General features: G+C 67.2%; 16 protein-coding genes and 2 tRNA genes. 7 read left to right on the forward strand and 11 right to left on the reverse strand.

Translation table 11 applies throughout. From position 1 onward, the window contains the following. Positions 1–43: 43 nt before the first annotated feature. Both J7S20_RS12460 and J7S20_RS12465 read right to left on the reverse strand, forming a co-directional pair. A complete protein-coding gene (locus tag J7S20_RS12460; RefSeq protein ID WP_284054542.1) occupies positions 44–1084 on the reverse strand; it encodes a hypothetical protein in 1041 nt (346 codons plus the stop codon). Next, the gene (locus tag J7S20_RS12465; RefSeq protein ID WP_284054543.1) at positions 1081–2466 is read right to left on the reverse strand and encodes a glycosyl transferase family protein; all 1386 of its coding nucleotides are present in this window, start codon (positions 2464–2466) and stop codon (positions 1081–1083) included. Before J7S20_RS12465 ends, J7S20_RS12460 begins: the two co-directional genes overlap by 4 nt. Before the next feature lie 154 nt (positions 2467–2620). Here J7S20_RS12465 and J7S20_RS12470 point away from each other — a divergent pair, with 154 nt between their 5' ends. Next, positions 2621–8362: an alpha-2-macroglobulin family protein gene (locus tag J7S20_RS12470; protein ID WP_284054544.1), complete on the forward strand. Its 5742-nt coding sequence runs from the start codon at positions 2621–2623 to the stop codon at positions 8360–8362. Beyond that, positions 8359–10503, forward strand: a complete 2145-nt coding sequence (gene pbpC, locus J7S20_RS12475; RefSeq protein WP_284054545.1) for a penicillin-binding protein 1C — start codon at positions 8359–8361, stop codon at positions 10501–10503. Before J7S20_RS12470 ends, pbpC begins: the two co-directional genes overlap by 4 nt. Positions 10504–10687: 184 nt before the next feature. Here the strand turns inward: pbpC and J7S20_RS12480 are convergent, their stop codons facing one another. Both J7S20_RS12480 and J7S20_RS12485 read right to left on the reverse strand, forming a co-directional pair. Further along, positions 10688–11290 (reverse strand): RcnB family protein, encoded by a 603-nt coding sequence (locus J7S20_RS12480; protein ID WP_284054546.1) that lies wholly within the window; start codon positions 11288–11290, stop codon positions 10688–10690. A gap of 123 nt (positions 11291–11413) precedes the next feature. Next, positions 11414–11893 (reverse strand): outer membrane protein assembly factor BamE, encoded by a 480-nt coding sequence (locus J7S20_RS12485; RefSeq protein WP_284054547.1) that lies wholly within the window; start codon positions 11891–11893, stop codon positions 11414–11416. A gap of 115 nt (positions 11894–12008) precedes the next feature. On the opposite strand from J7S20_RS12485, the gene J7S20_RS12490 reads away from it, so the two are divergent. Both J7S20_RS12490 and J7S20_RS12495 read left to right on the forward strand, forming a co-directional pair. Further along, positions 12009–12518, forward strand: a complete 510-nt coding sequence (locus J7S20_RS12490; RefSeq protein WP_284054548.1) for a ubiquinol-cytochrome C chaperone family protein — start codon at positions 12009–12011, stop codon at positions 12516–12518. Then, positions 12515–13057: a YceD family protein gene (locus tag J7S20_RS12495; RefSeq protein WP_284054549.1), complete on the forward strand. Its 543-nt coding sequence runs from the start codon at positions 12515–12517 to the stop codon at positions 13055–13057. The genes J7S20_RS12490 and J7S20_RS12495 overlap by 4 nt, the downstream gene beginning before the upstream one ends. Before the next feature lie 27 nt (positions 13058–13084). Here the strand turns inward: J7S20_RS12495 and J7S20_RS12500 are convergent, their stop codons facing one another. The 6 genes from J7S20_RS12500 to J7S20_RS12525 form a co-directional block, all read right to left on the reverse strand. Continuing rightward, positions 13085–13795, reverse strand: a complete 711-nt coding sequence (locus tag J7S20_RS12500) for a PP2C family protein-serine/threonine phosphatase (protein ID WP_284054550.1) — start codon at positions 13793–13795, stop codon at positions 13085–13087. A 56-nt stretch (positions 13796–13851) separates the two neighbouring features. After that, positions 13852–14874, reverse strand: coding sequence for a type VI secretion system-associated FHA domain protein TagH (tagH, locus tag J7S20_RS12505; RefSeq protein ID WP_284054551.1), 1023 nt, complete (start codon positions 14872–14874; stop codon positions 13852–13854). 11 nt (positions 14875–14885) lie between these two features. Beyond that, complete coding sequence (locus J7S20_RS12510; protein ID WP_284054552.1) at positions 14886–16589, reverse strand: protein kinase domain-containing protein; 1704 nt, start codon at positions 16587–16589, stop codon at positions 14886–14888. A 70-nt stretch (positions 16590–16659) separates the two neighbouring features. Further along, on the reverse strand, positions 16660–17418 hold the full coding sequence (locus J7S20_RS12515; RefSeq protein ID WP_284054553.1) for a tetratricopeptide repeat protein: 759 nt from the start codon (positions 17416–17418) through the stop codon (positions 16660–16662). Beyond that, positions 17419–19029, reverse strand: coding sequence for a putative bifunctional diguanylate cyclase/phosphodiesterase (locus tag J7S20_RS12520; RefSeq protein ID WP_284054554.1), 1611 nt, complete (start codon positions 19027–19029; stop codon positions 17419–17421). A 188-nt stretch (positions 19030–19217) separates the two neighbouring features. Beyond that, positions 19218–19303, reverse strand: a tRNA-Tyr gene (locus J7S20_RS12525). A gap of 182 nt (positions 19304–19485) precedes the next feature. Between J7S20_RS12525 and rlmB the strand changes: the two genes are divergently transcribed. Next, positions 19486–20232 carry a 23S rRNA (guanosine(2251)-2'-O)-methyltransferase RlmB gene (gene rlmB, locus J7S20_RS12530; protein WP_284054555.1) on the forward strand — a complete coding sequence of 249 codons (747 nt, stop codon included), beginning with the start codon at positions 19486–19488 and terminating at the stop codon, positions 20230–20232. 26 nt (positions 20233–20258) lie between these two features. On the opposite strand, the gene J7S20_RS12535 is transcribed toward rlmB, so the two are convergent. After that, a tRNA-Gly gene (locus J7S20_RS12535) sits at positions 20259–20332 on the reverse strand. A 109-nt stretch (positions 20333–20441) separates the two neighbouring features. On the opposite strand from J7S20_RS12535, the gene hisS reads away from it, so the two are divergent. Continuing rightward, complete coding sequence (gene hisS, locus J7S20_RS12540) at positions 20442–21692, forward strand: histidine--tRNA ligase (RefSeq protein WP_284054556.1); 1251 nt, start codon at positions 20442–20444, stop codon at positions 21690–21692. After that, positions 21689–22768, forward strand: coding sequence for a peptide chain release factor 1 (gene prfA / locus J7S20_RS12545; RefSeq protein WP_284054557.1), 1080 nt, complete (start codon positions 21689–21691; stop codon positions 22766–22768). Before hisS ends, prfA begins: the two co-directional genes overlap by 4 nt. Positions 22769–22773 lie beyond the last annotated feature (5 nt).

Consider the following 22773-nt stretch of genomic DNA (forward strand, 5'->3'; position numbering starts at 1 on the left):
GGCAGGGATAGTGCGTTCTCGCGCGGTTAAAAAGCCGCCTCGGTCAGAAATCGGCACCCAGCGTCAACGCCGGCCCCGAACCGGGGCTGGCGTCGCCCGCCACGCGCTGTCGCCAGTCGAGCGACAGGCGGGCATTTCCGTCGGCGACATGCAGCGGAATACTGACCGAAGGGCCGATATCGACCCGCGACGCTTCGCGCTGCATGCTCGCCCATGCGCCGAGCCCGAGCGATATTGCGGTGTCGCCGATCCTGGCGGTCTTTCGCGACAGCCGCGCCGCGCCGGCGGCATAATAATCGGGCCGTTCGCGGAATACCGCACCCGCCTCGCCATAGGTTTCCAGGTCGAAGCCGCCGGCGAGTGGCGCGGGTCCCGATCCGCCGACAATGGCGGTCGCGGGACCACCCCGCTGATTGTCGAGGCCGAAGCGGCGTTCGGCTACCAGCGCGACCGGTGCATTCCATGGGCGCCATTCGACACCGACGCTCGCCTCCGCCCCGTCGCCTTGCAACGGCGTGCTGGCGCGGCCCGCCGCCGCGATCCGATTATCGGGCGCCAGCGGATAGGATAGCCGCGCCCCTGCCTGACTGCCGCCCAGCCGTGCCGAATCGTTCAGTTGCGTACCGTTCCCGTGCGTGAAGAGCCAAGCGGTCCCCCGCCAGCGCGACGGATGCGGCGCCGGTCTCGCGGGCAATGGGTCGAGAACGGGCCGCGGACGTGCCTGCGCCTCTACGGTGCCGTTGAACCGCACCAGCCCGATCAGCGCGAACTGTGCCCGGACCGCATCATGGGCTGGCCGTGCTTCGGGCAGGTTGAAAACCGACCGTTTTGGCGTTGCGGTAGCAATCGGCGATTCCGGCTGGACGGCACGCGCCGCGGAATCGTGCGCGGCGGCATTGGCTGAAACAGGACGATGTCGCCTGAGCACCGGCAGGCCGCGCGTTTGCGCGATCGTCACCGGCAATGCTCCGCGTACAGCTGCCGGCAACGAGCCTGTCTGCGGCCAGAGCATCGCCACGCGCAGTGCCGTCCAACCACCGACGACGAGCAGTATGAAGCGTAACGGTCGCCCTCCACGCGTCACGTCGCGGCTTCCTCGACCGCGTCGGGGAACCGGTGCGAGGTCTTGTCCCATGCAATATGGCCGCCGCGCAGCATCGTGACATAGCGGAATACCGCGCGCCGTGCCGCCAGCAGCGCGATGACGTTGCCGACCACCGATCGCGGGATCGACAGCAGTGCTTCGGCGACACCATAGGCGCGCCCTACGAAGACGGCGCGCACGCCAAGTCGCCAGAACAGGAGCAGCATCGTCGCGACCAGCAGCGCCTGGCGCACGAACGGAACGGGCGGCGCGGACAGCCCCGTCAGCCGGTGCAGCCCCCATGCGGCGGCATTGGCAACCACGGCGACATAGGCGGTGGCGAGCACCAGCACCGCCATCAGCGCCCGCCGGTCGCGCATCCGCATCCAGTGATCGCGCCAGTCGCGTGCGGGCGCCCATCCGACGCGGTCCCATCCGGCCAGCGCGATCCCGATCATCCAGCGCGTCTTCTGACGGACCGCTGCGTCCAGCCGGCCGGGGAAATAGGCGCGCACTGCGACCGGCGGGCCGCCGGGTCGGCTCGACACGCGGGCGAACACCGCCCTGCCGCCGAGCTTTTTGACCGTCAGGCCAAGCTCGTAATCCTCGGTCAGGCTGGATGCGTCGAAGGGGTCATTGTCTCGATCGACCGCGATTCGTTCGATCATGTCGCGCCGGATGGCGCAGCCGACACCAGCGAGCGGCAGTCCGGCGCCGAGCGTCGAGCGGACGGGGAGTTGCTTGCCATGCGCCTCTGCGAACTCGTCGGCATAATGACCGGCGACGAAGCGCGACGAATGGTCGATCAGCGGCAATACGGGTACCTGGACGAGCTCGAAGTCGCGAAGATATGCGGCATGGACGTTCAGTTCATCGCGGTCGATCAGGTCTTCGGCATCGTGCAGCACGACCGCCTCGACGCGTGGAGCCCCGGCCTGCTCGTCGCGCAGCATCGCGCGCCAGATGGCGTTCAGGCAATCGGCCTTGGTCGTCGGCCCGGGCTTGTCGTTGATGACCAGCCGGATGCGGTCGTCGCCGGCCGCAACCGCCGCGACGGCGGCGATGGTTTCGCGGTCGTTGGGATAGGTGCCGACATAGATCACGTAATCGGATCGGTCGATTCGCGAGAGCGCGGCGCGGAGCATTCGGCCGATCACCGCCGATTCGTCCCAGGCGGCGATATAGATCGCGAGCAGCGCGTCTGCGCGCGGCGCAAGGTCGCCGACATTCGGCTGACGCTGACTGCCGCGCCGCAAACGGTTGCGAATAGCGCGTTTCAGGAAAAGATAATCGACCGCCAGATCGTCGAGCCCGCCGACCAGAAATCCGACGCAGGCGAACAGCGTCACCTCCCGCGCAAGTGCATCCAGCCAGCCGATCATGACCCCCGCGTCCGGCACGTACCCCCCTATCGATTCGGACGCGCGCATCATTGGCTTTGCGTAACGTCAGCGCAAGTGCCGTCGAAATAGGAAGAATCCGCGCTGGACTCGTCTCGCCGGTGCGGTAGCTTCGGCATGTACGGGGAGGCTGTCGATGAAACTCGTTGCTCGGATCGTGTTTGCGCTGCTCGCGCTGATGCCGGTCCTGGCCTTTGGCGATGCCGCCCCCAGGGTGATCCTTTCGACGCCCGGCGTCAGTGGCGGTGCGATCGCGCGTTTCACGATCCGCTTCAGCGACCCGATGGTGCCGCTCGGCGATCCGCGCAGCGCGCCGCCGGTTACCACGAAATGCAAGGGGCAGGGGCGTTGGGTGGATCAGCGTACCTTTGTCTATGACTTCGCAAAACCGCTGCCCGGCGGCGTCACCTGCGGGTTCGATCTGGTCGACGGGCTGAAGAGCCTGAAGGGCTATGCCGTCGCGGGCACGTCGCATTTCGAAGTCGATAGCGGCGGGCCGGTGGCGCGTTCGGTACTGCCGAGCGCCTATGGTAGCGAGATCGACGAGGATCAGGTTTTCCTGATCGCGGCGAACCTGCCCGCCGACCCCGTTTCGGTTGCCGAGAACGCCTATTGCGCGGTCGATGGCATCGGCGAGAAGATTCCGGTCGATGTCCTGAAACCCGAACTTGCCGGCGATTTGCTGACGAAGCTCGGGCCCAATCGGTGGCAGGTACGCAGCTTTCTCGAACGCGGCGGCATCGCCGAAGACCTGCCCGACGACCCGAAGCTCCGCGGGCAGGCGCTATCGGCCGTCACCGCGCTGAAATGCCGCCGTCCGCTGCCGCCGGGACGCGACATGGCGCTCGTCTGGGGTGCGGGGATCAAGAGCAAATCGGGGCGTGTCGCGGGCACCGACCAGCGCTTCGATTACGAGGTCAGGAAACCCTTCACCGCGCGGTTCGAATGTTCGCGCGTCAATCCGCAGGCGGGCTGCAATCCGCTGACCGACGCGCATGTCCGGTTCAGTGCCCGCGTGCCGCGGTCGAAACTTGCCGGCCTGCATCTGGAATTTCCCGATGGGCGCAAGGTCGCGCCGACGCTGTCGGACGATGACAAGCGCCATGCGACATTGTCCGACCTGACGTTCAAGGCGCCGCTGCCGGTCGACACGACGGCGAAGCTGGTGCTGCCCGCGGCGATCAGGGATCTGTCGGGTCGCGGCCTCGCCAATGCAGAGCGCTTCCCGCTCGACATTCGCATCGACGAAGCGCCGCCGCTGGTGAAGTTCGCCGCGCCGTTCGGCATTCTCGAGGCGAAGGAAGGTGGGGTGCTCCCCGTCACCGTGCGCGGTGTCGAGCCGGTATTGCAGGGCATGAACCGCAATCTGCGCGCAACCGGTAAGAGCCTGCGCGTCGCCGGATCGGACGGCGCGGTCGCCGAGTGGCTGCGCAAGGTCGACAAGGCGGGCGATTACAAGGTCGAAACCGTTACCCGGAACGGCAAGCAGGTGCGGATCAACCGTACCGGCGAAAATCCCGTGCTGACCGCCGCCGATGCGCATCGCTTCACACTGAAGCCCGCGGGCAAGGGCAAGGCGTTCGAGGTCGTCGGCATCCCGCTCGGCAAGCCCGGTTTCTACGTCGTCGAACTGGCCAGCCCGGCGCTTGGCCGCGCGTTGCTGGGTCGTGACCAGACGCGCTATGTCGCCACCGCAGCGCTCGTCACCAACATGGCGGTGCATTTCAAATGGGGGCGGGCGAACTCGCTTGCGTGGATCACGTCGCTCGATAGCGGAAAGCCGGTCGGCGGTGCCGATGTGCGCGTCACCGATAGCTGCACGGGAAAGCTGCTCGCGCACGGCCGCACCGATGGCGAGGGCCGGTTGCTCATCCCCGACGGGCTTCCCGAACCGGACGGTTATGGCAGTTGCGAGCGCAAGGATGGTCCTCACCCGCTGATGGTCTCGGCGCGCTCGGGCGGCGATTACAGCTTCACGCTGACGAACTGGGACAAGGGCATCGCGCCGTACGATTTCGAGCTGCCGTTCGGCTATTCGTCGCCCGAACCGGTCTTCCACACGATCTTCGACCGCGCGCTCGTCCGGCAGGGCGAGACGATCCACATGAAGCATATCGTCCGCAAGCAGGTGGCGAAGGGCTTCGCCGTCGAGGGCGGGATGAAGGGCACGCTGCGCCTGTCGCACCGCGGATCGGATACACAGTTCGACCTGCCGGTGACGATCGACGCGCGCGGCGTGGGCGAAAGTATGTGGCACGTGCCGCAGGGTGCGCCGATGGGCGAATACGACCTGCGCTTCATCATCGGCGACAAGACGATCTGGACCGACCAGACCTTCCGCGTCGACGAATACCGCCTGCCGACGATGAAGGCGACGGTGTCGGGGCCGAAGGAAGCGCAGGTGAAGCCGCATGTCGTGCCGCTCGACCTCTATGTCGGCTATCTGTCGGGCGGCGGCGCGGCGAACCTCCCGGTCGAGACGCGCGTCGGCTATTTCGAGACCGCGCTCCACCCCGACGGATACGAGGATTACAGCTTCTCCGCCGACAAGGTGACCGAGGGCGTGCAGCCGCTGAACGGCGACAACGAGGTCGACGAGACCAATCCGCTGCCGCCGACGCAAACGATGCCGATCACGCTCAAGGGCGACGGCACCGCGCGCGTCGCGATCGATGTGCCGCAGACGGTCGACCAGCCGACCAACATGCTGGTCGAGATGGACTATCCCGATGCGAACGGCGAGGTGCTGACGGCGTCGCGGCGCATTCCGCTCTACACCTCGGGCGTGCAGCTCGGCATCCGCACCGATGGCTGGATGATGCGCGCCGACGATCTGCGGTTGAAATTCATCGCGCTCGACACCGACGGCAAGCCGCTCAAGGACAAGAAGGTTTCGGTGGCGCTCTACAGCCGCGAGATCCTGACCGCGCGGCGGCGGCTGATCGGCGGCTTCTACGCCTATGACAACCAGCGCAAGACGACGCGGCTCGACGAAGGCTGCACCGCCACGACCGACAAGCTCGGCCGCGCCGAATGCAAGCTCGATCCCGGCTTGTCGGGGGAAATCTACGCGGTGGCGACGACGACCGATGCCGCCGGCAATGTGGCGCGCGCGGGTACCTCGGTATGGCTTGCGGGCGACGACGACTGGTGGTTCGGCGGCGACAATGGCGACCGCATGGACGTCATTCCCGAGCAGCAGGAATACAAGGCGGGCGAGACCGCGCGCTTCCAGGTGCGGATGCCGTTCCGTCAGGCGACCGCGCTCGTCACCGTCGAGCGAGAGGGCGTGCTGTCTAGCTTCGTCACCAAGCTGTCGGGCAAGGACCCGGTGGTCGAGGTGCCGATGCCCGGCGCCTATGCGCCCGACGTCTATGTCTCGGTGCTCGCGGTGCGGGGACGCGTCGGCGGCTGGCGCTTGTGGCTCGCCGATCTCGCACGGCGCTGGCATCTGCCGTTCTTCTCGCGCGATGTCGCAAAACCGACGGCGACCGTCGACCTCGCCAAGCCCGCTTATCGCCTTGGCATCGCGAAGGTGAAGGTCGGCTGGGACGCACACCGGCTGAATGTCCGCGTCGCCGCGAACGAGACGCGCTATTCGCCGCGCGATACGGCGAGCGTCGCGTTCCAGGTGCTGACGCCCGACGGCAAGGCGGCCAGGAACGCCGATGTCGCCTTCGTCGCGGTCGATGAGGCGCTGCTCCAGCTCGCACCCAACGATAGCTGGGACGTGCTGAAGGCGATGATGGGCGACCGTCCGCTGTCGGTACTGACCTCGACCGCGCAGATGCAGGTCGTCGGCAAGCGGCATTATGGGCGCAAGGCGGTCGCGGCTGGCGGCGGCGGGGGTGGCGGTGACCTGTCGGGTCTCAACCGAGAGAATTTCAAGCCGGTGCTGCTGTGGAAGGGGCATGTCCCGCTCGACCAGCGCGGCATCGGGCGCATCCGCGTGCCGCTGTCCGACGCGCTCAGCTCGTTCCGGCTGGTGGCGATCGCGACCGATGGCGACGGCATGTTCGGCACCGGCCAGACGACGGTCAGGACCGCGCAGGACCTCAGTATCTTCTCGGGCGTGCCGCCGCTGGTGCGCACCGGCGATTTCGTCGCCAACGCCTTCACGCTGCGCAACGGATCGGATCATCCGATGAAGGTGACGGCGACGGTGGCGGTCAATCCGCGCGTTGCCACCGGCCATCCGCTGACCGTGACGATCCCGCCCGGCGGTGCCGCGCCGGTCGCGTGGAACATGACCGTGCCCGAGGGGATCGACCAGCTCACCTGGCAGGTAAGCGCACGCGATGCGAGCGGCCGTTCGACCGATCGCCTTAGCGTCACACAGAAGGTCATCCCGGCGGTGCCGGTCGAAACCTGGTCTTCGACGCTGACCCGCGCGAGCGGCACCATCGCCATTGCCCCGCCCGGTGGAGCATTGCCGGGCCGCGGCGATGTGACGGTGGCGCTCAGCGATACGCTGGCGCCGCCGCTGACCGGCGTGCGGTCGTACATGGCCGAGTATCCCTATGGCTGTTTCGAACAGAAGCTGTCGCAGGCGGTGGCGCTGGGCGACCAGCAGGCTTGGCGCGGGCTGGCGGCGGAAATCCCCGTTTATCTCGATCGCGACGGGCTGCTCAGATACTTCCCCTCGGACCAGTTGCAGGGGTCCGAGGCGCTGACCGCCTATGTGCTGTCGCTGACCGCCGAGGCGGGGCTGGAGATTCCCGACGGGCCGCGCGGACGGATGCTCGACGGCATGAGAGCGGTGCTCGACGGGCGGTTGCGGCACGAGGATTATGGCGATGTCCGCCTGCAACGCGTCGCGGCGTTCGCGGCACTGGCAAGGCAGGGCGCGGCGAGCGCCGATATGCTCGGTCAGATCGGGCTGCCGGTCACGCAGATGCCGACCGCGAGCCTTGCCGATTATCTGATGGCGCTCGGCAAGGTGCCGGGGCTCGCCAACGGGCCGCAGCTCCGCGTCGAAGCCGAGGCCGAACTGCGCAAGCGGCTGGCCTATGAAGGCACGCGGCTCGACATTACCGACAGCGAGGACACGGCGTGGTGGCTGATGGCTTCGAACGACGAATCGGCGATCAAGGCGATGATGGCGACGATGGGCCGGCCGGGCTGGAACGAGGACACGCCGAAAATGATGGTCGGCGTCGCGCAGCGATTGCGACACGGACATTGGGATACGACGACCGCGAATGCCTGGGGCAGCGTCGCGGTCCGCAATTTCATGCGCGCCTATCCGGCCGAAGCGATTGCGGGTGTGACGACCGCGTCGCTCGGCGGGCAGTCGGTCAGCCGCAAATGGCCCGTGTCGGGCAATGCGCGCACGCTTCGCTTGCCGCTGCCCGAAAATCAGTCGCGGCTGACGCTGTCGCAAGCGGGCGGCGCAGCACCCTGGGCGCTGGTTTCGGTGCGTGCGGCGGTTCCGCTGAAGCAGCCGGTTGCGGCCGGATATCGCATGACCCGGCGCGTGGAGGTGGTGCAGGCGCGAACGCCCGGCAAGCTGACGCGCGGCGATGTCGTGAAGGTTACGATCAGCGTCAATGCCTCGGCGGCGCGGAGCTGGGTGGTGATCGACGATCCGGTCCCTGCCGGTGCGACGATCGTCAGCAATCTCGGCGGCCAGTCGCAGATGCTGGGCGGCGAGGGCGGCACGAGCACCGGGATCTCCCCCAGCTATGTCGAGCGCGGGCAGGATAGCTGGCGCGCTTATTATGGCTGGATGCCCGAGGGCGATCTGACCGTTTCCTATGTCATGCGATTGAACGGTGCCGGGCATTTCAACCTGCCGCCGACGCGCGTCGAGGCGATGTATTCGCCCGCGATCCACGCCGCCGTGCCGAACCAGCCGATGACGGTCGCGCAGCGATGAAATTCGCGCTCGCCGGCCGCAACGTCACGCTCACCTGGTCGAAGGTGGCGCTGGCGGCGGTCGGCATGCTCGCACTGGCGATCGCGGTGCTCGATTTCGTCACCTTCCCGCCGCACCTGCCGGACTACCGACAAGTGCGTGCGGCGTGGCGCCCGTCCGAAGCGTGGCTCTACGACCGCAACGGCGTGCTGCTCGACAGCGCGCGCGTCGATTTCCAGGTGCGGCGGCTCGCCTGGACGCCTGCCGACAAGGTGTCGCCGGCCGCGCGCAAGGCGCTGGTCGATGCCGAGGACAAGCGCTTCCGCTCGCACCGCGGCGTCGACTGGTGGGCGGTGCTCGGCGCGGCGCGCGACCGGATAGAGGGCAAGCGCTCGCGCGGCGCCAGCACGCTGTCGATGCAGGTCGCGGCGTATCTTTCGCCCGATCTCGCAGCACCCGGCAGTCGCGACATCTGGGACAAGATGCGCCAGATGCGCGCCGCGCTCGCGCTCGAAAAGCGCTGGAGCAAGGACCAGATCCTCGAGGCGTATCTGAACCTCGCCGGCTTTCGGGGCGAATCGCAGGGGATCGGCGCAGCCGCGCTCAGCCTGTTCGGCAAGACGCCGGCAACGCTGTCGCGCGACGATGGCGAACTGCTCGCGGCGTTGCTGCCCGACCCGGCTGCCGACGCGCCGGAAGTTGCCGCGCGTGCCTGCGCTCTCGCCGCTGCTAAGGATTGTGCCCGGTTCGAAGCGGGGGCCGCGTCGATGCTCGGCCCGGCGCGCAGCCTCGCGCTCGATCCCGGTCTTGCGCCGCATCTCTCAGTCAAGCTGCTGACCAGGCCCGGTATGCGCGTCACCTCGACGCTCGACGCGCATATCCAGCAGATCGCGATCACCGCGCTCCGGCGGCAGTTGCAGGGACTGGGTGGCACACGCGCGCGCGACGGTGCGGTGATCGTTGTCGATAACGATAGCGGAGAGGTGCGCGCCTATGTCGGCGGTGTCGGCGGTGCATCGACCGCGCCCGCGGTGGACGGCGCCGACAGCTACCGCCAGGCGGGATCGACGCTGAAGCCGTTCCTTTACGCCGATGCGATCGAGAAGGGATATCTGACTCCCGCCTCGATCCTCGACGATTCGCCGGTTCAGCTCGACACGGCGACCGGGCTCTACGTTCCGCAGAATTACGATCACGAGTTCAAGGGGCCGGTATCGGCGCGGATCGCGCTTGCCGGATCGCTGAACGTGCCCGCGGTACGCACGCTGCTGCTCGTCGGCGTCGATGCCTTTCGCGACCGGTTGTGGGACACCGGATATCGCGGGCTGACCGAGGACGGGCAATATTACGGCTATTCGCTCGCGCTCGGTTCGGCCGAGGTGACGCTGATGGAGCAGGTCGCCGCCTATCGCAGCCTCGAACAGCGCGGGCGCTGGTCGCCGCTGAAGCTGGTCAAAGGCGCCGAGGTGGCGAAGCCGCGCGCGATCACCACGCCGCAGGCGGCATGGATCGTCGGCGACATGCTGTCCGATCCCAATGCCCGCGTGGCGACTTTCGGCCTCGACAATGCGCTGCGGCTACCCTTCTGGGCGGCGGTGAAGACGGGCACGTCGAAGGCGATGCGCGACAATTGGTGCATCGGCTTTTCCGACCGCTACACGGTCGGCGTCTGGGTCGGCAATCTGGAGGGCGATCCGATGCGCGCGGTATCGGGGACGAGCGGCGCGGCGCCGGTATGGCGTGACGTGATGCTAGCCATCCACGCCGATCGCGGCGGGAAACAGCCGAGCCGCCCCAAGGGTGTCGACGAACGGCGAATCGCCTTCGCAAGCCGGGCCGAACAGCCGCGCGAGGAATATTTCGTTGCCGGTACCGCGCAGAGCCAGGTCGCGCTGGCCCCGGCCGCTGCGCGCAGGCCGCGCATCGTCAGCCCGGTTTCGGGCAGCGTCTATGCGCTGGACCCCGATATTCCGATCGAGCGTCAGCGGCTGGCGATTTCGGTTTCGGGTGAGGCGGTCGGCCACCGCCTCGAACTCGACAAGCGCGATCTTGGCAATGCGGAGGACGGGCCGCTGGTCCTGGCCGGGCCGGGGTCGCATCGCCTGCGCCTGATCGACCTTGCAGGCCGCGTCGTCGATCAGGTTCGCTTCACCGTGCGATAGTTGCATCTGCTGTGGAGCCAATCGCGAAGATGCGCGTTTTACACCTCGGTCCTTACCCTTTCGGACTGGTGCACATACGCACCGGCCGCGCCGTCGCGTAACGGCCGGCGCGGCCGAAGGGTAGGGGCCTATCGCAAGACCCGCAGCGACCGAAATCGCTGCGGGTCTTTTTTGTTGCCGGTGATTACCAGAAGAAGTTCGGGATCACCCTCAGGACGATGCCGCGCCGGACGTCGACCAGCAGTACATCGTCATAGTGGCGCACCCAGCGCTGCCAGCGGCCGGTCGGCGGCAAGCGATAGCGCCACGGGTCGTTGATGTAATAGCGGCTCGAATAATAGACGCGGCCGATCCGCACGCCGGAGCGGAAATGGTGGTAGCGGAACGGCGCGTTCCAGTGGCCGCGACGATAGAGGCGCCGGTTATGCGACCGGTGGCTCCGCCATGCATTGCGGGCATAATGGCGGCGTTCGGCGCGGTGGTGGCGATATTCGCGGCGTGCTTCGCGGCGGTGGTGACGATATTCACGACGCGCTTCGCGGCGATGATGGCGGTATTCGCGCCGTGCCTCACGACGATGTTCGCGCTGCCTTGCCCGGCGATGCGAGCGGCTGCGGCTTTCATGGCGCGTCGCGCGGTGGCGCTGGCGCGCATCGTGGTTGCGATGATGGCGTCCGTCGCGGGCATGTTCGCCGTGATGGCGCGACTGCGCCGAAGCGGTCGCGGGAACCGCGGTCATTGGTATCGAAACGGCGGCCATCAGTGCCGCCAGTGTCAGCTTTCGCATCCTTGGTCCTCCTCGGTCTGCCGGTCGGCGCCGTGCGCGCCTTTTCCGATGCTGAGGAGGACCTTCGCATGCCCGCACTGAACCTTGCGGGAACGTAACGGTCAGGAAAACGAAAGGCGGGCGTTACTGGCCCTGCCCGCCGCCGCCTGCTCCGCCCACGCCGCCGGGGGTGACCGTGCCGATATTGCCGAACAGCTGTTCGAAGAAACCGCGCTTGCGACCCAGCGTCGGCGTCTTCTTGTCGGTCGGGTTGATCGAGACGACCTGTTCCATGCCCATCTTGTCGACCGAGCTGACGGTGCCGCTCTGGTCGAAGCGGATGCGGATCGTCGTCTGGCTGACCGGCTTGGGCCGGTTGAAGGCGAACGAGCTGACGTTGCGCGCGAGATAATACCATTCGCCGTCGTTGAACTGGCTGGCAAAGGTCGGCCGGCCCATCACGCGCAGGACCGAGTTGCGGTTATCGACGCCCGGCTTGATCGAATTGGCAAGATCGGTGTCGATCACATAGCCGTGATGGATTCGCGTCTTGGTACAGCCGCCGGTTGCAACGGCGCATCCCAGCGCAACGGCGATCAGGACACGGTTGGACAGCACCGACATTCAAAATTCTCCCAGCACGACATACGCCGGCGCACGGATTGCATCGCGCGCCGTTCGCCTCAATATGCGCGGTGGCGCGGTCAAACAAGGCCGCTGACGATATATGGAAGCGGCGATGGGATTTCTGGACAGGCTTTTCGGCAGGGTGCCGCCGCGCGAAACGAGCGCGCTGTACAATGCAGTGGTCGAACGCGCGCGCCAGCCGCACTGGTATGTCGAAGGGGGCGTCGCCGACACGATCGACGGCCGGTTCGACATGATCGCGGCGGTTCTCTCGATGGTGTTGCTGCGGCTGGAAGCCGATCCGCAGGGCACGGCACCGGGCGCGAGCCTTGCCGAATGTTTCATCGACGACATGGACGGGCAGCTCCGCCAGATCGGTTTCGGCGATATCGTCATCGGCAAGCATGTCGGGCGGATGATGGGCATGCTGGGCGGTCGGCTGGGTGCCTATCGCGAGGGGGTGAAGGAGGGCGACCTGAAGCCCGCCTTGATTCGCAATCTCTATCGCGGTGAGGACCCGGGCAGCGCGCCCGCCGGGCATGTCGAGCAGCGGCTGATGGCGCTTCGCGAGGCGCTGGCGGCGACCGAGCTCGATTCGCTGCTCGCGGGGAATCTGCCATGACCGATGCGGTCGAATTCAGCCGCCCGCAACGCCTCGACCAGATCGGCGCTGGCGATTCGGAGGTGCGGATCGCGGCAGACGATGCCGAGCGCGCGGCACTGGCGCAGCGATTCGGACTGGTCTCGCTCGACCGGCTGGAGGCGAAGTTTTCGGTCCGGCGCGAAGGGCGGTCGGTGTTCGCCGACGGCCATGTGTCGGGTGCGGTCGAACAGGCGTGCATCGCCACCGGCGAGCCCGTTCCCGCCGCAATCGAGGAGGATGTCCGCCTGCGCTTCGTCCCGGCCGGCAGCGAGACCGAGGAGGAGCTCGAACTCGACGAGGACGAATGCGACACGGTCTTCTACGAAGGCGGTGCGGTCGATCTGGGTGAGGCGGCGGCCGAGACGCTGGCGCTGGCGCTCGATCCGTTTCCGCGCAGTCCGGACGCCGACCGCGTGCTGCGCGAAGCCGGCGTGGTCAGCGATGAAGAAGCGGACGCCGATGCCGAGCAGTCGAGTCCGCTCGCGCGGGCGCTGAAGGAAAAACTCAAGGGCGGCTGAGCAGCGAAGCGCGGCCCTGCCGGCGGGTCAGGCCCGGTCGATGACGATCAGCGCAAGATTGTCCCTGCCGCCGCCATCGAGCGCCGCGCCGCACAGTGCGGGCGCGACCGATTCGAGCGGCAGCGAAAGCGTTTCCGCTATCGCCGGTTCCTCGATCATTCCCCAGACCCCGTCCGAACAGACGAGGAAGCGGTCGCCGGTGCACCAATCTTCGCTGCGGAAATCGATTTCGACCTGGTCGGCGGTGCCCAGCGCGCGCGTGATGACGTTCGACCGCGGATGCCCGCGCGCCTGATCGGCGGTCAGCGCGCCGGCATCGACCCACTCCTGAACCAGGCTGTGATCGTGCGTCATGCAATCGAGCCGGCCGCCGCGCCAGCGATAGACCCGGCTGTCTCCAGCCCAGAAAATATGGGCCTTTCCTTCGCCTGCAAACACGCCCGCGATCGTGCAGCCGCTGATTTCCCCATCGCCCGTTGCCTGGCGGATGGCGCTGTTGGCGCGGTCGAGCGCATCCCGGACACGTTCGCGGGTAAGGCGCGCAGGGGCAGCCGCGAGCGTTTCCAGCTCGCGAATCGCGGTCGCCGCCGCCGATCCTCCGCCGCGATGCCCGCCCATCCCGTCGGCCACCGCCCAGATGCCGGCGTCCGGATAGTCGAGCAGCCGATCCTCGTTGATCTGGCGCACCAGCCCGACATGCGTCGTCGCAGCCGAACGGAATTGCCGGTGTCCTGTCATTTCGTCCGTCGCCGCGGGTTCACCCGCCCGTCGCCGAATCGCCCCCCAAAAGCCCATCAGCTTATCGTTTCGGCCGTGTTCGCGGCTTTACCATAGGCCTCGACAAAAGCGCGATTGAGCAGACCATCCTCGCATTGTTCGATCTGTTGCGCCAGCTCGGCATGGCGTTTGCGCGCCTCTTCCCAGGCGGCGGCGTCGCGGCTCTTGAGCAGGCCGCCCTTTTTCTTTCTCGCTTCCTGTTCGACGGCCTCTGGGTCGAAATGGGCGACGGCGGCGCGAAGCGATGCGCGGAATCCGCCAAAGGTCGCGACGAGGTGTTTCTTGACGTCGCGGAACGATGCCTTGAGCGCGGCCGGTCCCGACAGGAAGCTGGCTTCGCCGGCGAGCAGCAGGTCGATCGCGAGCCGCTGCGTCGGCGCCCATTTGAACGGGTTGTTGCCGTCGCCGCCGATCGTCGTGCGCGCCAGGCGGAACTGCGCGCGGGCGCGGTCGCGTTCGGCCATCAGGTCGCCGACGCCGAGCACCATCTGGCGATATACGGCGCCTGCACGACGCATGATCTCGGTCGGCTCCTCGGTCGAGAATACCGATGCGTCGAGACCCGCGCCCTCGCAGAACGCCTCGAGCAGCGACCCCTCTTCCATCGGTTGCGACGACAGCGTTGCGGCGCCGTCGGCCCAATCGGCCGGTACCTCGATCGAATCGCCGAGCGGCGGCTGGAAGACCATCGTGCTGTTGGCGCTCGCCTCGTCGAGTTCGGTGTCGGCGGCGCGTTCGGCGACCAGGCGGTATTTGCCGAGCCTGAGCGTCTGGGGCAGCGACAGCGTGACGCGCTCATGCTCGGGAAGGCGGGTGTCGGTCGCGTCGTCGAAGACGCCGTTGGCGCCCAGGCTGCATATCGTCAGCGCATCGTCGTTCGCCTCGAACTCGCAGTGCGCGCGCGACAATTCGCATTCGGGGTCGACCAGCACCCAGTCCGAGCCGGGGTCGCGGCCGACGCGGAGCAACCCTTCGCGGATCATCCGGGCATCGAGCGGATGCAGCGGGTCTGCCTGATCGAAAAGGCGGAATACGTACATCGCCGAAGCTCCTACGCGGCGTGCTGCGACCGGATGCGGTCGAGCTGCTTGTGAACGGGATTGTCGACGCGCGTGCGGGCGAGCGCCGCCGGATCTTCGGCCGGCGCGACCAGTTGCGGCTCCAGCGTCGCGGCCATGTGGTTGAAGCTGTCGAAGAGCTGGCCGAGCTCGTCGCGGCGGCGGTGCGAAATGCGAAAGCCCAGCCGGCCCTTCGCCGCGTCGTCAAGCGCGCGGCGCAGGCGACGGATCGGCCGCGCGATGATGCGCGCGCTCATATATCCGATCGCGAACACCACCCCCATGACGATGATCGACAGGCCGATCAGCAGGTTGCGTGCGCTGGCGATGGCGCTGTCCAGCGCCTGACGCCCGATGACCAGATCGACCTTGCCGAAATTGGCGCCGGCATATTCGATCGGTTCGACGAAACGATACCCGTCGCCGCGCGAGCCTGTGCTTTCGGTGATGTTGGCCTTGCCCTTGAAATCGACATGCGGCTCGCCGGCCGGTTGCCGATAGGGGTTTCCGATCAGCGACTTGTCGCCGGCGGCGCGAACGATGCCGCGATCATCGACCACCACGATCCGCCGCACATTGGCATCGCCGGCTGCGCTCGCGACAAAGGCCTGCAACGGCATCCAGTCTTGCTGTTCGGGCGGTAGCCCTGCGTTTTCCGCTGCATAGAGCGCGGCGTTGCTGGTCACGAACGCGGTGATCGAGGAACCAGAGGCAAGCGCCATATTCTCCATCGTTCGCGTCTGGCGGTTGAGCACGGCAACGACGCAGAAGGCGAGGGCGATCGCGGTCGTCGCGCAGAGGATGAGCGGCAGCTTGAAACGGAGCGCGAGGCCGCGGCGGCGCTCGCCATCCTCGCCGGTCAGTGCCTCGATCTCGCGGCCGATCGCGTCGCCCAGCGCATCGCCGTCGGCGTAGCGTTCCTCGGGCTTCTTCGCGAGCAGCTTGTCGACGATGTAGCGCACGCCCTTTGGACAGTCGCGAACGGTGCGCTCGATCGGCGCGGGCTGTTGCTGCGCGATCTGGATGGCGAGCGTCCCGACGCCGGTTGCATCGAACGCGGTCTTGCCGGTCAGCAGTTCGTACAGCACCACGCCTAGCGAAAACAGGTCGGAGCGCTGATCGACCGGCAGGCCAAGCGCCTGTTCGGGGCTCATATAGCGCGGCGTGCCGACGACCTGTCCGACCTGCGTGCGGCAGGCCTGGTCGGCGTCGTGCATGTCATCGCCGTCGGCGATCCGCGCGATGCCGAAATCGAGCAGCTTGGCGGTCCGTCCGCCTTCGCACATCAGGATGTTCGACGGCTTTATGTCGCGGTGGACGATGCCCTGGCGATGGGCATAGGCCAGCGCATCGGCAAGCTGTCGCGCAATGTCGAGCGCGCGCTCGACAGGCATTCGGCCCTGTTCGGCGATGATTTCGTCGAGCGGCCGGCCATCGACGAATTCCATCGCGATATAGGGAAAGCCGTCCGCCTCTCCGACATCGTAGATCGTCGCGATATTGGCGTGCGACAGCATTCCGGCGGCGCGCGATTCGCGCAGGAAACGGCCGACGATATCGGCATTGGCGCGATATTCGGGCTTGAGGATCTTGATCGCCACGTCGCGGCCGACGCCCGGATCATGCGCACGATAGACATCCGCCATCGCACCTTCCCCGAGCGCAGCCTTGATCTGGTAGCGGCCGACCGATTGCATATCCGTTCCTTCGTCTCAGCTTCGGAACGGATGTGTATCAGGCGGGAATTAAAGGAATCTTCCCGCCGGCCTATTGTCGGGCGCGGACCGCTCGACGGACGCGCTGCGCCCGGGCGAGATCGCGCTTGATGAGTGCATTGCCGGGATCCAGCGCGGCGGCGCGGGTCAGGAGCGCGACTGCCCGATCGACCTTGCCCTGGCTGAGTGCCGCCAAACCGGCCGAGCGATATCTGGCGGCGCGCGCGGGATCGGCGCTGGGCTTGGCCGGGGCGGGCTCGGCCTTCGGTTCAGGCCTGGGCTGCGCCGGGGCCGGTTTCGGCTCGGGGCGATCGACGCGCTTCGGGCGCGGCGCCGCTTGCGGCTCGGTCCCCGGAATGCGGATCGCCGTGCCGGTTTTCGCCGCCTCGGGTGTGTCGATCCCGTTATAGCGCGCGAGCGCATAGAATTTGTCGGTGTCGCCCAGATAGCGTTTCGCCAGATCGGGAAAGGTGTCGCCGGGACGCAGTGTGTAGGCGAAAGACTGTTCGCCCAGCATCGCTTTCGGGTCGCCCTCTATCGACTGCATCAGCGTTTGCGCCCGAGCGTCGCCGGGATCGCGCTTGAGCATCGCCTTCAGCTTCTTGCGCGCGGTCTTTTCGTCGCCGCGGTTGAGCGCGTCGATGACATCGCCGACCTGCAGGTCGTTGCTGATCGCCTGAACCATCGCCGGCGCGCTGGGCGCCGCTGTTTTCGGGGCGATATTGCCGCCGTGCGAGCAGCCCGCAAGCGCGGTCCCCGCGAGCATCGCGATCCATGCGGCACGCACGCCGCTCCCCCTGTGTACGCTCATTTACTGCACCCCTGTTCGTATATGTTGCTGAAGAATTTGCGGCGCCGAGACCGCGATGCGGCCGGCCAATGCGTTGTCGTTCGCCAGCGCGGTCAGCTGTTCGGGCGCCATCGGCTTGGCGAAATAATAGCCCTGAAAATGGCCGCATCCCTGCTGGCGCAGCCACAGATATTCCTCGGCGCGCTCCACGCCTTCGGCCAGCACGCGAATCCCCAGTCCGCGACCCAGTGCGAGCAGGCTCTGGCAGATCGCCTGGCTGGCGGGGCGCTTGTCGACTTCGGTGACGAATTCGCGGTCGATCTTGAGCTTGTCGAAGGCAAGCTGGCGCAGATAGCTGAGGCTGGCGAAACCGGTGCCGAAATCGTCGATCGCGATCGCGATGCCCAGTTCGCGCAGCGCATCGAACAATCGCGCCGCCCTTGCGACATCGCCCGCAGCGACGGTTTCGGTCAGTTCTATTTCCAGCATGCCGGGCTCCAGCGCGTGCCGCGACATCGTTCGCTGGATCATCGCCGGCAGGTCGTCGCGATCGAGCTGACGTGCCGACAGGTTCACCGCCACGCGGAACCGGTCGAGACCGGCGCCGCGCCACTGCCGCGCCTGGCGGCAGGCGGCGTTGAGCGCCCACATGCCGATCTCTTCGGCCAGGCCAATCCGTTCGGCGATGGGGATGAAGCACCCCGGCGAGATGCGTCCGCGTGTCGGATGGCGCCAGCGGACCAGCGCCTCGGCGCCGCAAATCCGGCGCTCGGCCGCGTCGATCAGCGGTTGATAATCAAGCTCGAGCTCTCCCTGTGCGACCGCGCGGCGCAAATCCTGTTCGAGCGAAAACGCCTCGCGCACGCGGGCGCCGACCGAGGTGGAGCCTGCCGCCGTGCCGTCTCCGCCATCGTCGGCGAGCGAGGATATGGCGGCGGCGAGAAGCGCCTCGGCGGTCGATCCGTCATCGGGGGCGCTGGCTGAACCTGCGCGGATTTCGGGGAGGATTTCACGGCCATCGACGGCGATGGCGTCGCCGAGCGCGTAGCGGATCGCCTCGATACCCGATTCGGTCTGGTCGCGCCCGCGCCCGGCGAACCAGATGCCGAACCGCGACCGGTCGAGTTGCGACAGGTGCTGGCTTTGGCCGACCATCGACCCGATCCGCTTTGCCAGCGCGGTGATCGTGCGGTCGGCCACGTCAGGATCGAAGCCCGACAGCCGCTCGAACTCGACGAATTCGAACACGCCGAGCGTACCCGAAGCGGCATGGGAGAGATCGTCGCGTATGCGCTCCAGCAAGGGTTCGCGCGTGGGCAGCCCGGTTGCGCTGTTGCGGCGCGCGAAGCGGTGGCGCACCGAATCGACCGCGCCGCCCAGCGCATCCATCCGCGCTTCGAGCATATCGACGGCACCGGCCTGTTCTTCGGGTATCGAGATCGAAAGCGTCTCCAGCATCGAATCGAGCCGCTGCGAGACGCGCGCAAGCCGATCGTCGCGGCGGAATAGTGCGTGGAGGCCCAGCGCGGCGGAGACTACCGCGACGGCGCATAGCGAAAGCGAGACGATATCGGTGTCGTCGGGAGCGCCGGCAACGAGCAGGAGCGGCACCAGCAATCCCGTCGCGGCCATTGCCCATGGCGCAAAGGATAGGATCCAGTGCTGATCCGGCGCGCTCTTCGGCGCGCGCCTGCGTGCGGCCATGTCATCTACTCAGTAACCCAAGGCTCGCGTCTTAAAACGACAACCGTAACAGAGGGTTAAATGCAGATGCCGTCGCCGGAGGCGCGGTAGCTGCAGGCCATTCGAGTTTGGGAGGGTGGTGGACAGGGCTGGATTCGAACCAGCGTACGCTTGCGCGGGCAGATTTACAGTCTGCTGCCTTTAACCACTCGGCCACCTGTCCATGGGGCCGCTGAAACAGCGAGGGCGCTCCATGCCGATGACGGGCCGCGCTGTCAACGCCTGTTCCCCGCTTGCCAGCGCCGTAACGCACGCATAGCGTCCGCCGCCCGCCCAACGACCAAGCGAAAGACATTTCATGCCGTCAGCCATCCGATCGCTCGCCATCGTCGCAGGCGCCCGCTGATGGCGCGGCGCGGACATCGCCCGAACAAGGCGGCGCCCGGCCGTCCGCGCTTCTGGGGGCGGCACGCGGTAACCGCCGCGCTCGCCAATCCGGAACGCACGGTGCGCAAGATCTGGGGCACGCGCGAGGCGCTGGGCGCGCTCGATCTGCCGCCGGTGCTGCCGATCACCTTTGCCGAGCCGGCCGATCTCGCGCGGCTGGTGCCTTCCGATGCGCCGCATCAGGGAATCGTCGCCGAAGTCGATCCGCTCGAAGATGTCTGGCTGGGCGATCTGCTCGAACAGGGGCAGGGCGACCGGCGCCCGCTGGTGGTGCTCGACCAGGTGACCGATCCGCACAATGTCGGCGCGATCCTGCGCTCGGCCGCCGCGTTCGATGCGCTGGGCATCGTCACGCAGGACCGCCACGCGCCGCCCGAATCGGGCACGATCGCGCGCGCCGCGTCCGGCGCGCTGGAGACCGTGCCATGGGTCCGGGTGGTCAATCTGGCCCGTGCGCTCGACGAGATTGCGGAGGCGGCGTTCTGGCGGATCGGACTCACCGGCCATACCGACCGGCTGCTCGCCGACGCGCTGGGCGATGCGCGCGTGGCGCTCGTGCTCGGCGCCGAAGGCGAAGGGATGCGCAACAATACCGAGGCGCATTGCGACGAACTCGCCAAGTTGCCGATCGGGCCAAAGGTGGAAAGCCTGAACGTGTCGAACGCCGCCGCAATCGCGCTATACGCAGCGGCGGTACGCGGCTGAGGTCGGTCGGCGATTTGGGGAACTGCTGGAGCGGGTAACGGGAATCGAACCCGTATATTCAGCTTGGAAGGCTGCTGCACTACCATTGTGCTATACCCGCCCGTGCAGTGCGGACCGCAGCAGTTAGCGGGGACCGCACGCGGGCGCAAGATGCTGTTCGCGCGAAGCACTGGCGTTTCGTCGATCTTCGCCCTAGATAGCGCGGCTCCATGGCCCGTATCGATACCCCCAACCGGATCCGCGGAACGCAGGACATCCTAGGCGAGGACGAGCGTCGCTTTGCGCGCGTCGTCGATGGTTTTGACCGCGTCCGGCGGCTCTATTGCTTCGACCGCGTCGAGATACCGGTGTTCGAGGCAACCGCCGTCTTTGCCCGCTCGCTGGGCGAGACCACCGATGTCGTCTCCAAGGAGATGTACACGTTCGAGGATCGCGGCGGCGATTCGGTGACGCTGCGTCCCGAATTCACCGCCGGCATCGCGCGCGCCTTCATCACCAATGGCTGGCAGCAGCACGCACCGATGAAGCTTGCGACGCACGGGCCGGTGTTTCGTTACGAACGCCCGCAAAAGGGGCGCTATCGCCAGTTCCACCAGATCGATGCCGAGATCATCGGCGCGGCCGAACCCGCCGCCGATGTCGAGCTGCTGACGCTTGCCGATCAGTTGCTGGACGAACTCGGCATCGCCGACGGTGTTACGCTGCAGCTCAACACGCTGGGCGATGCCGAAACGCGCGAGGCGTGGCGCGCCGCGCTGGTCGAGCATTTCAACGCGCATCGCGACGAGCTGTCGGAGGACAGCCTCGACCGGCTCGAGCGCAACCCGCTGCGCATTCTCGATTCGAAGGATCCGCGCGACCGGCCGATCGCCGACAGCGCGCCCGATATCGACCAGTTCCTCACGCCCGAGGCGAGCGACTTCTTCGCCGCCGTCACGGGCGGGCTCGATGCCGCGGGCGTCGCGTGGACGCGCAATTCGCGGCTGGTGCGCGGGCTCGACTATTACCGCCACACCGCGTTCGAATTCGTCACCGACCGGCTGGGTGCGCAGGGCACGGTGCTCGCGGGCGGGCGCTATGACGGACTGATCGAAAGCCTGGGCGGCAATCCCACCGCCGGCGTCGGCTGGGCGGCGGGGATCGAGCGGCTGGCGATGCTGCTCGACGAGCCCGCGGCCAAATCGGTCGATGCGGTCGTGGTGCCGCTCGGCGATGCCGCCGCGACGCGCGCGCAGGGTATCCTTGCCGAACTGCGCCGCGCGGGACTCGCCGCTGACATGGCGTTCAAGGGCAATATGAAAAAGCGCATGGCGAAGGCCGATGCGCTCGGCGCGCGCTATGCCGTGATCCTTGGCGACGACGAGATCGCGAAGGGCGAGGCGGGCGTGAAGAACCTTGCGACCGGCGAGCAGCAGCCGGTGGCGTTCGACGCGCTGGCAAAGGCCCTGAACGCGGCATGACCCATATCCCGGCCGACCGCATCGCCGCGATCGAGGCGCGGCGCGACGAATTGCAGGCGATGATGTCGTCGGGCGAATTGCCGTCGGACAGGTTCGTCGCGGTGTCGAAGGAATATGCCGAGCTGGAGCCGGTGGCGAAGGCGGCGGGCGAGGTGCGGCGGCTGCGCGCCGAGGGCAAGAGCCTGGCCGAGATGACGCGCGAAGGCGATGCCGAACTGCGCGCGATGGCCGAAGAGGAACTCGACGAGAATCGTGCCAATCTGGAATCGGCCGAGCGAGCGCTGGCGCTGGCGCTGTTGCCGCGGGATGCAGCCGACGAACGCCCGGCAATGCTCGAAATCCGCGCGGGCACGGGCGGCGACGAGGCGGCGCTGTTCGCGGGCGATCTGCTGCGCATGTACCAGCGCTATGCCGATGACCATGGGTGGAAGGTCGAGCTGATCTCCGCCAGCCCATCCGAAGCCGGCGGGTACAAGGAAGTCGTTGCCAGCGTGAAGGGCCAGGGCGTCTTCGCGCGGCTGAAGTTCGAAAGCGGCGTCCACCGTGTCCAGCGCGTGCCGGTGACCGAATCGGGCGGGCGGATCCATACCTCTGCCGCGACGGTCGCGGTGCTGCCCGAGGCCGAGGAGGTCGATGTCCAGATCGACGACAAGGACCTGCGCATCGATATCTATCGTTCGTCCGGCCCCGGCGGCCAGTCGGTCAACACCACCGATTCGGCGGTGCGCATCACGCACATCCCGACCGGGCTCGTCGTCATCCAGCAGGATGAAAAGTCGCAGCACAAGAACAAGGCAAAGGCGATGAAGGTGCTGCGCACGCGCCTGTATGAGCGCGAGCGCGAGCGGCTGCATTCCGAACGCGCCGGCGCGCGCAAGTCGATGGTCGGTTCGGGCGACCGGTCGGAGCGCATCCGCACCTATAACTTCCCGCAAGGGCGCGTGACCGACCACCGCATCAACCTGACGCTCCACCGTCTGCCCGAAATCCTCGAAGGCCAGATGGACGAGCTGATCGGTGCGCTGATTTCTGAGGACGAGGCCGAACGCCTCGCCAGTCTGGAAGATGCCGCATAAGGTTC

The sequence above is a fragment of the Stakelama marina genome, assembly GCF_018122655.1.
Taxonomy (GTDB): Bacteria; Pseudomonadota; Alphaproteobacteria; order Sphingomonadales; family Sphingomonadaceae; genus Sphingomonas; species Sphingomonas marina.

Excerpts from the sequence above, each read along its gene's own strand:
- J7S20_RS12465 (WP_284054543.1), bottom strand. The coding sequence starts at position 2,466 with ATGATCGGCTGGCTGGATGCACTTGCGCGGGAGGTGACGCTGTTCGCC.
- J7S20_RS12470 (WP_284054544.1), top strand. The coding sequence starts at position 2,621 with ATGAAACTCGTTGCTCGGATCGTGTTTGCGCTGCTCGCGCTGATGCCG.
- pbpC (WP_284054545.1), top strand. The coding sequence starts at position 8,359 with ATGAAATTCGCGCTCGCCGGCCGCAACGTCACGCTCACCTGGTCGAAG.
- J7S20_RS12480 (WP_284054546.1), bottom strand. The coding sequence starts at position 11,290 with ATGCGAAAGCTGACACTGGCGGCACTGATGGCCGCCGTTTCGATACCA.
- J7S20_RS12485 (WP_284054547.1), bottom strand. The coding sequence starts at position 11,893 with ATGTCGGTGCTGTCCAACCGTGTCCTGATCGCCGTTGCGCTGGGATGC.
- J7S20_RS12490 (WP_284054548.1), top strand. The coding sequence starts at position 12,009 with ATGGGATTTCTGGACAGGCTTTTCGGCAGGGTGCCGCCGCGCGAAACG.
- J7S20_RS12495 (WP_284054549.1), top strand. The coding sequence starts at position 12,515 with ATGACCGATGCGGTCGAATTCAGCCGCCCGCAACGCCTCGACCAGATC.
- J7S20_RS12500 (WP_284054550.1), bottom strand. The coding sequence starts at position 13,795 with ATGACAGGACACCGGCAATTCCGTTCGGCTGCGACGACGCATGTCGGG.
- tagH (WP_284054551.1), bottom strand. The coding sequence starts at position 14,874 with ATGTACGTATTCCGCCTTTTCGATCAGGCAGACCCGCTGCATCCGCTC.
- J7S20_RS12510 (WP_284054552.1), bottom strand. The coding sequence starts at position 16,589 with ATGCAATCGGTCGGCCGCTACCAGATCAAGGCTGCGCTCGGGGAAGGT.
- J7S20_RS12515 (WP_284054553.1), bottom strand. The coding sequence starts at position 17,418 with ATGAGCGTACACAGGGGGAGCGGCGTGCGTGCCGCATGGATCGCGATG.
- J7S20_RS12520 (WP_284054554.1), bottom strand. The coding sequence starts at position 19,029 with ATGGCCGCGACGGGATTGCTGGTGCCGCTCCTGCTCGTTGCCGGCGCT.
- rlmB (WP_284054555.1), top strand. The coding sequence starts at position 19,486 with ATGGCGCGGCGCGGACATCGCCCGAACAAGGCGGCGCCCGGCCGTCCG.
- hisS (WP_284054556.1), top strand. The coding sequence starts at position 20,442 with ATGGCCCGTATCGATACCCCCAACCGGATCCGCGGAACGCAGGACATC.
- prfA (WP_284054557.1), top strand. The coding sequence starts at position 21,689 with ATGACCCATATCCCGGCCGACCGCATCGCCGCGATCGAGGCGCGGCGC.